The following is a 13,624-nucleotide window of genomic DNA, read 5'->3' as shown; positions in this document are numbered from 1 at the left end:
TCGTAGATTAGTAACCTAGCCAATCGTCACGACGTGACAATGTCACCTGAGATACTTTCTTAATATCAACTGCGCCGCCATCGTTGTTGCCCATAAAGACGTTCACGGTTGTTGTGCCTCGGTGATCTTCCGGTTTCCAGTTCGCAGGGACACAAACACCTTCTAAGCCTTGTGGTACCCAGTTGTCATGGACATACATGCCCTTCTTGATGTTTTCACCTGTGATGCCACCGTTGTCTTTCGCCCACTCCATTGCTTCTTTCATATAGAACGCAGAACAAATACCGCGAATGTAATGGTGAGTTCTGAATTCGCCCGGCTCTGATTCAGACTGCTTAGAAATCTCACGGACCAGTTTCATGCCTTCATTATCATCTCCCCAAAACGCTGTCATACCTGGGAAAACGTAATCTTTAAGGCCATCGCCTGCTGCTTCAAGCACTGGCTTGTCGCCGCCCCAAATGTTTGCCATGTACTGGAACTCTGTCCCAACCGTGTTACAAGACTTCACTAGTGAGATAACCGAGCTACCGATATTAGCAATGTAACCGTAGTTGGTGCCTGACTCTTTCAGCGACAAACATTGCGCTTTGAAGTCCCCTGGTTTTAGTGACACAACGACTGGGTTTTGCACATCAAAACCAAGCTCTTTGGCGTACTCTGCACACGCTTCTTTTGGCGCATTCGGGAATGGATGGTTATCGCCAATGTGCGTAAATTTCGGCGCACCTTGATTGCCCTTAGATTCCCAATCTTCTTTCGCCCACTTAACTAGCGCACGGCACGCATCTGAGTACGACGCACCATAAAAGAAATTATAAGGCGCTGGTTTCGCGGTTTTTGGGTTTTTGCCAGTTGGGTCAGTTAAGTGACCAGAGTAAGAAGCAGAGAACACCGGCACTTTGTCTTTGGTAACAAACGAAATAAGTGCTTCGGTATCCGCCGTACCCCAACCTTGCAGCGCAACCATGTCTTTACGCGCCACCCAACGTTTATAGTTGGAAATCGCCACTGGTACTTTGTACGCCATGTCTACTGTTTCAAATTCGAGCTCGGTACCGTTAATGCCACCGTTTTGGTTAATCCAACGCAATGCGTCTCGCACGCCAGAACCATAAGGCTTGCTCACATAGGCCGTTGGTCCAGAAAAATCGACTAATTGCCCGACAAACACAGAATCTTTTGCCCAAGTTGCGGTAGTAAACAGTGCAGATGACAGCACCAACGTTGTCGCTAAATGTCCTTTGTTCATAACTCGTTGTCCTTGTTATTGAGGTATATTCCACTTAATTCCACGTTAATATGAGAACGGATAGTGTTTCCAATATGCTCGAATCTGTTGCCAGCGATGCGATAATCCTTGAGGTTCGAAAATGAGGAACAGCATGATGACTAAACCAATCGCCATTTCTTTGAAGTAAGCCAGACCATCAGTGAAAGCGGTGGTATCACCAAACGCTGAAAGCCCCGTTACGCCAAACTCCAAAACTTCAGGCAGCAGTACGATAAATATCGTCCCCATCAGCGTACCTTTGACTGAGCCTAAGCCACCAATGATGATCATGGCCAAAAACTGGATAGACATCATGATGGTGAAGCCTTCTGCTGATACAAACCCTAGATAATGTCCGTAGAGTGCGCCCCCGATGCCTGCATAGAATGCACACACTCCAAATGAGAGCAGACGATACTTGGTTAGGTTGATGCCCATGATCTCTGCTGACAGATAGTGATCTCGTACTGAGACAAACGCGCGACCGTCACGAGAACGGATTAAGTTTGATGCCCACATATACATGAAGATCAGCGCAAACAGAGCGATGTAGAAGAAGCTTTCGTCGGTCGTAAACTCAAAGCCAAACAAATTAATTGGGTTCGCGCTTGCACCGTATGAGCCGCCACTGAACCAATCTGCGCGAGCAAAGAAGTCCTCTAGAATAAACTGCGCCGCCAACGTTGCGATAGCTAGATATAAACCTTTAATTCGAGCCGCTGGCAGACCAAACAGCATCCCCACAATCATGGTTAAGTAACCCGCAAGCGGAATCGCAAACACGACTGGAATGTTAAACTGGTTATTTAGCCAAGCCGATGCAAAGGCGCCAAAGCCAAAGAACGCACCGTGACCTAGCGAGATTTGTCCGGTAAAACCAACCAAAATGTTTAAGCCCAATGCCGCGATACCGAGGTATGCAATCTGAATAAACAGGTTTAGGAAGTAAATATCCAAGACCAGCGGTGCTGCCAGCATGGCGATGACACCAGCAATCGCAAGGCTTCTGATGGTTTTGGTTTCAAAAATTGGCGTATCGCTTTTGTATGTGGTTCGAAAATCCCCACATGGGCGCATGCTAAGTTGAGCCATGTTATTTCTCCTTAAATACGCTCAATATCTTTGGTACCAAACAGGCCATATGGCTTGAAGGCAAGAATGATTAACAGCACATAGAATGGTGCGATGTTGTACAGGTTACCCACTTGCAGGTATTGGCTATCAAAAAACTCAGCCAAGTTTTCTAGCACCCCGATGGTAATACCACCGACAATTGCGCCGACCACCGAATCTAAGCCACCTAAAATAACGGCTGGGAAAACTTTGATACCAATAATGGATAGCGCGTCAGATACGCCGTTAACGATACCGATAACAATCCCTGCGGTTGCAGATACCATTGCCGAAATGGCCCAACTGATGGCGAACACTTTCTTGATGGAAATGCCAAGACTCTGGGCTACTTGCTGGTTGAATGCCGTTGCGCGCATTGCCAGACCCATTTTGCTGAATTTGAAGAACCAGTAGAACGCGCCCATGATGAGCATTGAGAAGATCAAGCTCAGAATGTAAGCAAACTCAACATTCAAACCTCCGATATTCACCACGTTGGTTTCGAACACTTGCGGGTACGACACAGCAGAGACGCCGAATATCCACTTCATCAGTGCTTGGAAAAACATCGATAGACCAATGGTCACCATGATCACAGAGATAATCGGTTCACCAATCAACGGTCTGAGCACAATGGTTTGCACGGCGATACCAAAAATCATCATGAACGCGAGCGTGAGTAAAAAGCCAATAAAAAACGGTAACTGTAGGTGTACCAATGCCGCCCAACATACCCATGCGCCAATCAACAAGAACTCCCCCTGAGCAAAGTTGACCACCTGGGTCGATTTGTAGATCAATACAAAGCACATGGCGACAACGCCATACAACATGCCAACGATCACGCCATTAATGACGAGTTGCAGTAATAAATCCGTATTCACTATGCGATCCTCCGTTGTTCGCTATCCACTAGTGTTGGCTCATGCTCAATAAGCGTTTCAATAACTAGCGACGTTTGAATGCGTGTTTTAGTGCCATCTTGATAAGTGATCACCGTATCGACATCGACTTTTGGATCGTCGCTGTAGATGGTTTCGATGATGTCTCCGTATTTCTCTGCAACCACACCACGGCGTACTTTACGTGTGCGAGTTAGCTCTCCATCGTCGGCATCCAACTCTTTGTAAAGTAGAATGAATTTGCTGATCTTCTGTGCATCCGGTAGGGATTCGTTCACTTTTTGAACTTCTTCACGAATCGCTTGGTACACTTCTGGTTGAGCAGATAAGTTGGTGTAGTTGGTAAATGCCAAGCCGCGTTGCTCTGCCCACTTCGCGACGATCGCATAGCGAATACAGATGATGGCAGACAGCCAAGGTCGACCTTTACCTACCACCACGGCTTCTGCAATAAACGGCGAGAACTTGAGTTTGTTTTCAATGAACTGTGGAGAGTAGCGGTCGCCGTGGCTGGTTTCCGACATATCTTTCAGACGATCAATCACCACCAAGTGACCGGAATCTTTAAAATAGCCCGCATCGCCTGTGTGCATCCAACCATCTTGAACATCTTCATCATATGCTGCTTGGTTGTTTAAGTAGCCAGTAAACATGCCTGTACTTTTCGCGATGATTTCACCAACGCCATTGCTGTCTGGGTTGATGACTTTCACTTCTGCATTATCAAACGCAACACCAACGGAATCGTAATCCACATCATCCGCTTGGTGCACGGTGTATGCGCCACACATTTCGGTCTGACCATAAAGCTGCTTAAGTGGCACACCAATAGCTTGTAGGTAACGGAAAGTATCCGGTCCCATCGCCGCACCGCCGGTTGCCGCAGATGTCAGGTTCGAAAACCCTAAACGGTCACGCAGAGCACGCAGAAGAATCCATTCAGCCAACTTAGAGCGTTTACCCTGCTCCAGCGCTTTGTTGGCTAAGCTCATGCCCAGTTTGTACATCTTTTGCTTAAACGGTGTCGAATCCATCATTCGTGCAGACACGTCTGCCACAATGTTTTCCCACACACGTGGCGCTAACAGCACAAAGTTTGGACCGATTTCACGCAAGTCGGACATCATGGTTTCTTGTTCTTCCACAAAGTTAACGATTTGACGAGAAATCAACGCCTGACCAACCACGTAAACCTGCTCCATAATCCAAGGCAAAGGCAGAACAGAAACGTAGTTGTCGCCTGGGGAACGAGGGTCTGCACGCAAGTAAGCCGCACAGTGATCCAAGAACGTGCCACTGTGTAGCTGAGCCAATTTTGGTTTAGAAGTCGTACCCGACGTTGTACAAAGAATTGAAAGATCGCTGCCTTTGGTTTCAACAACCATATTGAGATATTTGTCTGGGTCCGCTTTATCAATCAGCTGACCTTTTTTGTAGACCTGTTCAACATCAATCAATCTTGGATCATCGTATTTACGCATTCCACGAGGATCGCAGTAAATAATGTATTCAACGCTAGGAATTTCATCACCAAGCTCAAGCAGCTTGTCGCATTGCTCTTCATCTTCGGCAATCACGACTTTTGCTTTGGCATAGTTGATAAGGTACGCCACCTCTTCGTGCATAGAATCTTGATAGATGCCCAGCGAGAAACCTTTGATCGCATGTGCCGCTAACTCGCCCCATACCCATTCCGGGCGGTTATCACCTAACAAACCAACGACATCTTGCTCACCAATACCCAAATCTTGTAGTGCCAGTGCCATCCACTTGACGCGGTTTTCGTAATCCTTCCAAGTGAACTCTCGCCAAATACCAAACTCCTTTTCACGCATTGCGACTTGTTCGGGCCAGTTCTTGGCATTGTGTTGCAACACTTTTGGAAAGGTATCTAAGCGGGTTATATCTGCCCAATCATTATGTTGCTGTGCCATTATGCACTCTCCTCTAATGTCGGTAGCTCTTCGCCTAAGTACGCTTGTTTCACATGTGGGTTGGCCATCACTTCTTCAGGCTCACCCGTAGCAATGTGTTTCCCGAAATCCAAAACCAAAACGCGATTAGAGATGTCCATGACCACGCCCATGTCGTGCTCAATCATGATGATCGTGATATCTAATTCTTCATTCAGATCCATGATGTAACGTGCCATGTCTTCCTTTTCTTCCAAGTTCATACCTGCCATTGGTTCATCAAGCAGCAGTAACTTAGGTTTTAAGGCAATGGCACGAGCAAGCTCTACACGCTTACGTAAGCCGTAAGATAGCGTGCCTGCAGTCGCTTTTCGGATGTGCTGGATTTCTAGAAAATCGATCACGTCTTCCACATATTTGCGGTGCGCCATCTCTTCTTTCTGCGCATTAGAGAACCAATAGAGTGGCCCCGTGACGAAGTTGTTTTTTAGTAGGTGGTGTCGGCCAACCATGATGTTGTCCAGTACCGACATGTGAGAAAAGAGCGCTAAGTTTTGGAAGGTTCTTCCCAACCCTAACTCAGCTCGTTGGCTAGGTGTCCGTTTAGTTACATCATCTCCAGCGAAGATTACAGAGCCTTTGTTTGGTGTGTATCGACCAGAGATGCAATTGAGCATTGAGGTTTTACCTGCACCGTTTGGACCAATGATTGAAAAGATTTCCTTTTCATTCACATGGAAGCTCACGTCAGTTAAAGCTTTCACCCCACCAAAAGCCAATGAAATATCGTTTACCTGCAACAGAGGCGATTCCGATACCATAGTTGATCTCCCTTTCGTTATTTTAAGTGCGTTCCATTGAGCACTATTTGATCAAATCTAACTTTGATACTGGTAACCGCTTTTACACCTATGCATCAACTTTGTATTCAGTTTACGTAAACGTCAATTTAAAATCAGAATAGTGCCTGAAAGATTAAGTTGCAATCGAGTTCATTGAGAAAGATTTGAACTAACGCAAACTTTAAGTAAATAAATTGTTAATAAAAATTATTCTCAAACGCTTACATATTTGGATAGTTAGGACCACCACCACCTTCTGGCGGAGTCCAAGTAATATTTTGACTTGGATCTTTGATGTCGCAGGTCTTACAGTGGATACAGTTGGCCGCATTTATTTGCAGCTCTGGCTGCTGCTCCCCCTGTACGATTTCATACACGCCAGCCGGACAATAGCGCTGTGCTGGCTCTGCATATAATTCAAGGTTCTGCTCAATAGGGATCCGCTGGTTCTCCAGTCGTAAGTGGCATGGTTGATCTTCCTCATGGAAGATATTGGATAGATAAACAGAAGAGAGGCGATCGAAACTTAACACGCCATCAGGCTTCGGATAGACAATTTCATTGCTGTTTTCCGCCAATAACAGAGACTGATGATCAGGCTTATCACAGCGGATATGCCACTTAGCTTTGCCTTTTAATACGTTATGTTCCAGCAGCGCTAAACCACCGCCCAGCCACGATCCAAAGCGGTGAATACCACTTGAGAAGTTACGTGCTTGATAAAGCTCTTCATACAGCCAAGACTGTTTGAAATGCTTTTGATAATCAGCAGTAACTGACTGACTCTCAAGGGCTTCACATACTGCTTCAGCGGCAAGCATGCCAGATTTCATTGCGGTGTGTGTGCCTTTGATTTTAGCGCCGTTAAGTGTTCCTGCATCACAGCCAATTAACAAGCCACCAGCAAACTGCTGCGTGGGAAGCGAATGAAAGCCGCCCTTGGTAATCGCTCTCGCGCCATAGCTAATACGCTTCCCATTTTTGAGGTATTGCTCAATCAACGGGTGGTGTTTAAAACGTTGAAACTCATCAAATGGACTCAAGTGCGGATTCTTATAATTCAAGTCAATAATCAACCCGACGGCAACTTGGTTTCCCTCTAAATGGTAGAGATAACTGCCACCTGTAGCTTCATTTGATAACGGCCAACCTAATCCGTGCACTACTAAACCTGGCTGATGCTGCTCTGATGGGATTTCCCACAGCTCTTTAAAACCGATAGCGTAATGTTGAGGCGTTTTCTCTTCAGCAAGATTAAATCGGTTAATCAACTGCTTACCAATATGCCCCCGTGCGCCTTCAGCAAATAAAGTAAACTTCGCTCGCAGTTCAATACCAGGTTCGAAATTTCCTTTTTGTTCACCATTTTTATCTAATCCCATATCGCCCGTGATCACGCCACAAACACGACTATCTTCATCGATGATCGCTTGACTGGCGGTAAAACCTGGGTAGACCTCCACCCCCAAGTTCTCAGCCTGCAACGCCATCCATCGGCATAGACTGCCCAAACTTATGATGTAATTACCTTTGTTATGTAACGTATTAGGCACCGCCCAAGAAGGCAGTTCATGACCATTGATGTGATTGCCTAGATAGTAGGTTTTATCTTGGTTTACTTTGGTATTGAGCGGAGCGCCTTTCTCTTCCCAGTCGGGAAAAAGCTCATCCAAACTCCGCGTTTCAAACACCGCACCCGATAAAATATGCGCTCCAACTTCAGAACCTTTTTCTACCACGCAAACAGAGAGGTCTTGTTTTTTTTCTGCTGCTAATTGTTTGATTCGGCATGCCGCAGACAAACCTGCGGGACCAGCGCCTACAATCAGAACATCAAATTCCATGCAGTCTCTTTCCATGATTGCATTCCTTTTTCTTTGCATGTTGCCAACTTGTTAATCAACAATATATTTAAAGTTGACGCAAACGTAAAGGTAAATTAACATCATTTTAAAGACGTCATCACATCGTCTTCACTGTAAACACATAGTCTTCACTGTAAAAGGAATCTAACGTGAAAATACTAGTGCCAATCAAAAGGGTCATTGATCCCTACGTTAAAGTTCGCGTGAAAGCGGACCATAGCGATGTTGAAACCAATAACGTCAAGATGACGATTAATCCATTTTGCGAAATAGCCGTTGAAGAAGCCGTACGACTAAAGGAGCAAGGTATTGCAGATGAAGTCATCGTTGTCAGTGCTGGCGGTAGCCAGTGTCAGGAGCAACTACGTACTGCGCTTGCGTTAGGTGCCGATCGCGCTATTCATATCGATACTGAAGACAAAATAGAGCCATTGGTCGTCGCTAAGCTGCTCAAAGTTCTGGTTGAGCAAGAACAAGCACAGCTTGTGATTACGGGTAAACAATCCATTGATACTGACAACAACCAAGTGGCTCAGATGCTGGCCGCCCTACTTGACTGGCCTCAAGCAACTTTCGCTTCCGACGTGAAGATTGAAGATCAAAAAGTTCAGGTCGTGAGAGAAGTGGACGGCGGCTTGATGACGGTCGCGATGAACTTACCTGCGGTGATCAGTACTGACTTACGCCTGAATGAACCGCGTTTTGCCTCTTTGCCTAATATCATGAAAGCTAAGCGCAAGCCGTTAGATACCATCACACCTGACAGTCTGGGTGTTGAAGTGGTATTTAGCCAAACCATTCAAGAAATCACACCGCCAGCGCAAAGAAAAGGTGGCATCAAGGTTGAATCTGTCTCAGAGCTTCTCGATAAGCTGCGTAACGAAGCGAAGGTGATTTCATGAAGAACTTAATCATAGCAGAGCATGACAATAACCAATTGCATGCGGACACACTCAAAGTGGTTAATGCAGCAAAACAAGTCAGCCAAGACAATGTTTTGATCGTAGTGGGCCACCAGTGTGAAGAAGTCGCTCAACAAGCTTGTCGCGTTGATGGTATATCAAACGTAATTTGTGTCGATGATGAGCAACTTAAGCATCAATTTACCGAGAGTATCGCACCTATTGTAGTGAGTGTTGCTGAAGGTTTTGACGCAATCTGGGCTAGCTCATCATCAAAAGGGAAAGATCTTGCACCGCGAGTAGCAGCGAAGTTCGGCGTTGGGCAAATTTCCGATATTGTCCAAGTTATCGATGAAAACACTTTTATCCGCCCTATTTACGCAGGAAACGCATTTGCCAAAGTGACCACCAGCGACAAGGTTCGCGTCATCACCGTGCGCGCGTCTGCGTTTGAGCCGGTTACTTGTCACAACCAAGCTGATATTAAGCATCAGCAGGTCACTATCTCAGCTCCAATGGTTGAATTGGTTTCTGTCGATAAAACCGTGTCAGAACGTCCTGAATTAAGCGCGGCAGAGGTGGTTGTGTCAGGTGGACGCGGGGTCGGTAGCAAAGAGAACTTCGCGTTGATCGAACAAGTTGCCGATAAACTAGGTGCTGCCATTGGCGCTTCTCGCGCGGCAGTTGATGCCGGGTTTGTTGCCAACGACTTACAAGTGGGTCAAACCGGTAAAATCGTTGCACCTAAGCTTTATATAGCGGTTGGGATTTCCGGTGCCATCCAGCATCTTGCAGGAATGAAGGAATCCAAAGTGATTGTCGCGATCAACAAAGATCCAGAATCTCCTATCTTTGAAGTTGCCGACTATGGATTGGTTGGTGATTTATTTGAGGTACTACCTCAGCTTGCCGAACAACTTTAAACGATCAGATAAGGGGCGAACACCGCTATGTTCGCCCCTTTATTTTGTTTTTGGTCATATTCAAAAGAATTGAAATTAGAGGGACCTATGCCAAATTCTGCACCTATTTGGTCACCATCTGCTGAGCGCGTCAGCAATAGCAACTTATTACGGTTCATCGAAAAGGTTAATAAAGACAAAGCCGAAGGTACCGTAATCAACAATTACACGTCTCTACACCAGTGGTCCATTGAGCACAATGATGAATTTTGGCGACATACTTGGCAGTTTTGCAACGTAATCGGAGATATAGGTTCGCAAATCAAGAGCCTTGGCAGTCCCAAATGGACACAAACAGGTTCTAATCATCACCATGTAAATAGAGACACAGTATGGTTTGCTGACGCCACGCTGAACTACGCAGAGAACCTCCTATCTCAGGCTGAGCAATCACCAGAGCGTGAGTTTATTGTTTTTAGCAATGAAAGCGGTGAACACCGACAACTCACCGGTAAACAGTTGCTTGAACAAGTTTCTGCCATTCAACAATGGCTACTCAATTGTGGTGTCGGTAAAGGCGATGTCGTTGCGGGTTATTTGCCCTACCTTCCTGAAACCGTTATAGCCATGTTGGCTACTACAAGCCTTGGCGCTATTTGGACTTCAACCTCTCCTGATTTTGGTATCGATAGCGTCGTAGAGCGTTTTGGTCAGGTTAAGCCGAAAGTTCTTTTTTGCTGTGATGGCTACCAGTTCGGAGGCAAAGCTTTCGATATGACGGACAAGAACACCACTCTTAGTAGTAAGTTAAGCAGTGCCTCCGAAGAGACTACTATTAGCGTATGCCAAATCGAATATTTACAAAACGCTAAGAGAGCTACCACTTCTGACTTTGTCTCTTGGTCCGATATTACTCACCACTTTTCTCCACAATCAATTCAATATCAACCAACGCTGTTTAATGACCCATTATTCATTTTGTATTCTTCTGGTACAACAGGTCAACCTAAGTGTATTGTTCATTCCGCAGGCGGTACCTTGCTCAATCACCTCAAAGAACATCAACTGCATTGCGACATCAAATCGCAAGACAAGGTTTTCTACTACACAACATGTGGTTGGATGATGTGGAACTGGCATGTTTCCGCTCTTGCGAGTGGTGCAGCCTTAGTGATTTACGACGGTAGTCCGGTTTACCCTGATCACTCCGTCTTATGGCGATTAGCTGAAGAACATAACGTGTCGCTGTTTGGTACTTCAGCGAAATACTTAGAGGCACTGGAGCAGGCAAACTGCTCTCCAAAACTAGAACATAACCTGAAGTCACTCAAAACTCTGTGCTCAACTGGTTCGGTGCTTTACCCAGAACAATTTAATTATGTCTATCAGCACATCAAGCAGGAATTGCATCTCGCTTCTATCGCTGGCGGCACAGATATTTGCGGATGCTTTGTACTTGGAAACCCTATTTCACCAGTTTACAAAGGTGAATGCCAAGGCTCAGGGCTGGGAATCGACGCACGTGTTCTAGAGGATGATGGACATACTATTACGCAAAAACGCGGCGAACTGACTTGTAATAACTCGCTACCTAACTTCCCTATTGGCTTCTGGCACGACAACGGCGAACGTTATCACAACGCTTATTGGAGCAAGTTTACCGATATCTGGCACCATGGCGACGATGTGATGCAAACCGAACATGGCGGCTTTATTTTTTATGGCCGTAGTGACGCAACCTTAAATCCAGGCGGCGTACGCATCGGTACCGCTGAAATCTATCAGCAAGTGAACGCGTTACCCGAGGTTGAAGACTCCATCGCTGTCGGCAAGTTAAACCAGCAGTCTGAAGAAATCTGGTTACTAGTAAAACTCGCTCACAACGTCGAGTTAACCCAACAACTCACCGATTCAATTCGCCAAACATTGAAAACAAAATGTTCACCGCGCCATGTCCCACGACAAATTTTTGCTATCAGTGATATTCCTAAAACGCGCTCAGGCAAATTGGTTGAGCTAGCAGTGAAACAATTGGTAAACGGACAAGCTGTAAAAAACATTGGTGCTATTGCTAACCCAGAAGTGCTGGAAGAAATTAAAACGCTTTTCAACATAGAAGGCGCCACCGTCACTTAGAGACCCAACAAGTCTTCCCACAATACAGACGGGTATAACCTAACTATATTTTAGCTCGCTCGATAACTCCTCCCCACTTTCGTGGAAACTGAGCGAAATATGCTTCATGTACACAAAAAAGGTGAGATAATTCTATCTCACCTTTGAGCCATATGAGCTGGAGCATTAGTTTGGGGATTAAGCTTTTATCAGTTGGCTCATATCTTCGCGAACTTGTGGCACCGTTAAACCAACGATGATTTGAAGGCTCTCTTGATTTCTAACAATATTCACCGCTCCGTGCTGTGTGAAAAATGCGTTCTCCTTTACAAGAGAGACATCTTTAACTTTAACACGCAGACGCGTCGCGCAATTAGTTAACAAGTCAATGTTTTCTTTTCCACCCAAACCTTCAATAAAGGCACTAGCTTGTGACGGACTTGCGCTACTGTTATGGACCGCTTTCGCTTCTTTGTAGTCAGCTTTGGAATACAACTTACTATCTGCACCTTCACGTCCCGGAGTAAGTATGTTGTATTTTAAAATAAGCGCGCGAAACGTAACAAAGTAAACACCAGTAAACATGAGACCAATAATAATCTGAATCACGTATGTTCCTGCATGGTTACCAGCCAAAGGCAACCAGTTTTGGAAAATGAAGTCTATCAAGCCAGTCTGAAAGTTACCGGAAACACCAAACATAAAGGCGATCGTTGCCATTGTCGCAGATAACAACGCATGCAAAGCAAACAGCGCAGGTGCGATAAATAAGAATGTAAACTCTATTGGTTCGGTTATCCCTGTAAGAATTGCTGTGATTGCGGCTCCGAGCACTAACCCCATCACCATCTTTTTATTTTCTTTTTTCGCAACTGAATAGAGTGCTAGTGCGATACCCGTACAACCAAACACTTTACCCATTCCCGTCAACATCAAACCACCCTGAGGAAATTGTGTCGTTAAACTTTCCGAGCTCTGGGCGAATGTCTGTATATTTTGAATCCAATAGGCAACCGTTCCGCCATCGACTGCAACTGGCCCATAAAAAACGGGACCATATACGAAATGATGCAACCCCGTTGGTATCATGATTCGCTCTAAAAACGTAAATAGCCATACCCCTAACGATCCAGCAGAAACCAAAAATGATTGCAGATTGTTAATACCATGCTGAATACTTGGCCAAGTCAAACAAGTTAGAATTGCCATCACGACCATAATGGGGAAACTAATGATCACAACCAATGGCGTTCCGCCAAATACAGCCGCCCAATCCGGTAGCTTTTTATCAAAGAATCGGTTGTGAACCCAAACAGAGAGACTTGCAATTAAAATGGCACCTAGTAAGTTGGTATCAAGCGTTAGAATGCCACCAACTTCAGTCAAACCTCGCTCACCTTCCGTATAGTTCACGCCCAGTTCTGGTCCCCAAAATTGAAGGATTCCACCAATAACGTAGTTAAACGTAATGTAGGAAACGAGTGTTGCAAGTACAGCGCGACCAGATGCTTTTTTAGCTAAAGCGATAGGTAACCCAACGGCAAAAATAAGTGCCATATTTTTAAATACAGCGAGAGATGCCTGTAAAATGATCGTCGAGACTTTAACCCAAGCACTCCCCTCTAGTGCCCAAGGAAACACTTCTTGATTTAACAGCACAACAGAGAAACCCAATAACATGCCCGCTGCTGGAAATAATAGAACGGGAACAAACATCGCGGCTCCGAACCTTTGAATAATGTCTTTCATATAAACCTCTTGTTTCATTCACGGAGCCTACAAGTAGGCCCCGAACGT

At 45.5% G+C, this 13,624-nt stretch carries 10 protein-coding genes; 3 read left to right on the top strand and 7 right to left on the bottom strand.

Annotated features, from left to right (window positions below; genetic code table 11):
* Positions 1-7: 7 nt before the first annotated feature.
* The 6 genes from R7R24_RS01255 to R7R24_RS01230 all read right to left on the bottom strand — a co-directional run bounded on the left by R7R24_RS01255 (position 8) and on the right by R7R24_RS01230 (position 7,902).
* Complete coding sequence (locus R7R24_RS01255; RefSeq protein ID WP_005373285.1) at positions 8-1,252, bottom strand: ABC transporter substrate-binding protein; 1,245 nt, start codon at positions 1,250-1,252, stop codon at positions 8-10.
* A 45-nt stretch (positions 1,253-1,297) separates the two neighbouring features.
* Positions 1,298-2,365 (bottom strand): branched-chain amino acid ABC transporter permease, encoded by a 1,068-nt coding sequence (locus R7R24_RS01250; protein WP_005382737.1) that lies wholly within the window; start codon positions 2,363-2,365, stop codon positions 1,298-1,300.
* Between the two features lie 11 nt (positions 2,366-2,376).
* Positions 2,377-3,270, bottom strand: a complete 894-nt coding sequence (locus R7R24_RS01245; RefSeq protein WP_005373295.1) for a branched-chain amino acid ABC transporter permease — start codon at positions 3,268-3,270, stop codon at positions 2,377-2,379.
* Positions 3,270-5,222 (bottom strand): long-chain fatty acid--CoA ligase, encoded by a 1,953-nt coding sequence (locus R7R24_RS01240; protein ID WP_005382741.1) that lies wholly within the window; start codon positions 5,220-5,222, stop codon positions 3,270-3,272. Before R7R24_RS01240 ends, R7R24_RS01245 begins: the two co-directional genes overlap by 1 nt.
* Positions 5,222-6,022 (bottom strand): ABC transporter ATP-binding protein, encoded by an 801-nt coding sequence (locus tag R7R24_RS01235; RefSeq protein WP_005373297.1) that lies wholly within the window; start codon positions 6,020-6,022, stop codon positions 5,222-5,224. The genes R7R24_RS01240 and R7R24_RS01235 overlap by 1 nt, the downstream gene beginning before the upstream one ends.
* Before the next feature lie 242 nt (positions 6,023-6,264).
* Positions 6,265-7,902: an electron transfer flavoprotein-ubiquinone oxidoreductase gene (locus tag R7R24_RS01230; RefSeq protein ID WP_213883420.1), complete on the bottom strand. Its 1,638-nt coding sequence runs from the start codon at positions 7,900-7,902 to the stop codon at positions 6,265-6,267.
* A gap of 155 nt (positions 7,903-8,057) precedes the next feature.
* Between R7R24_RS01230 and R7R24_RS01225 the strand changes: the two genes are divergently transcribed.
* The 3 genes from R7R24_RS01225 to R7R24_RS01215 all read left to right on the top strand — a co-directional run bounded on the left by R7R24_RS01225 (position 8,058) and on the right by R7R24_RS01215 (position 11,848).
* A complete protein-coding gene (locus R7R24_RS01225) occupies positions 8,058-8,810 on the top strand; it encodes an electron transfer flavoprotein subunit beta/FixA family protein (protein ID WP_213883418.1) in 753 nt (250 codons plus the stop codon).
* The gene (locus R7R24_RS01220) at positions 8,807-9,733 is read left to right on the top strand and encodes an electron transfer flavoprotein subunit alpha/FixB family protein (RefSeq protein ID WP_206954232.1); all 927 of its coding nucleotides are present in this window, start codon (positions 8,807-8,809) and stop codon (positions 9,731-9,733) included. Before R7R24_RS01225 ends, R7R24_RS01220 begins: the two co-directional genes overlap by 4 nt.
* Positions 9,734-9,820: 87 nt before the next feature.
* A complete protein-coding gene (locus R7R24_RS01215) occupies positions 9,821-11,848 on the top strand; it encodes an acetoacetate--CoA ligase (protein WP_155604259.1) in 2,028 nt (675 codons plus the stop codon).
* A gap of 177 nt (positions 11,849-12,025) precedes the next feature.
* On the opposite strand, the gene R7R24_RS01210 is transcribed toward R7R24_RS01215, so the two are convergent.
* The gene (locus R7R24_RS01210; protein ID WP_053308067.1) at positions 12,026-13,576 is read right to left on the bottom strand and encodes an alpha-glucoside-specific PTS transporter subunit IIBC; all 1,551 of its coding nucleotides are present in this window, start codon (positions 13,574-13,576) and stop codon (positions 12,026-12,028) included.
* Between the last annotated feature and the right edge of the window lie 48 nt (positions 13,577-13,624).

The sequence above is a fragment of the Vibrio sp. 704 genome, from assembly GCF_033339295.1.
This window is presented reverse-complemented; position numbering and strand designations above follow the sequence as displayed.

Excerpts from the sequence above, each read along its gene's own strand:
- R7R24_RS01255 (WP_005373285.1), bottom strand. The coding sequence starts at position 1,252 with ATGAACAAAGGACATTTAGCGACAACGTTGGTGCTGTCATCTGCACTG.
- R7R24_RS01250 (WP_005382737.1), bottom strand. The coding sequence starts at position 2,365 with ATGGCTCAACTTAGCATGCGCCCATGTGGGGATTTTCGAACCACATAC.
- R7R24_RS01240 (WP_005382741.1), bottom strand. The coding sequence starts at position 5,222 with ATGGCACAGCAACATAATGATTGGGCAGATATAACCCGCTTAGATACC.
- R7R24_RS01235 (WP_005373297.1), bottom strand. The coding sequence starts at position 6,022 with ATGGTATCGGAATCGCCTCTGTTGCAGGTAAACGATATTTCATTGGCT.
- R7R24_RS01230 (WP_213883420.1), bottom strand. The coding sequence starts at position 7,902 with ATGGAAAGAGACTGCATGGAATTTGATGTTCTGATTGTAGGCGCTGGT.
- R7R24_RS01220 (WP_206954232.1), top strand. The coding sequence starts at position 8,807 with ATGAAGAACTTAATCATAGCAGAGCATGACAATAACCAATTGCATGCG.
- R7R24_RS01215 (WP_155604259.1), top strand. The coding sequence starts at position 9,821 with ATGCCAAATTCTGCACCTATTTGGTCACCATCTGCTGAGCGCGTCAGC.
- R7R24_RS01210 (WP_053308067.1), bottom strand. The coding sequence starts at position 13,576 with ATGAAAGACATTATTCAAAGGTTCGGAGCCGCGATGTTTGTTCCCGTT.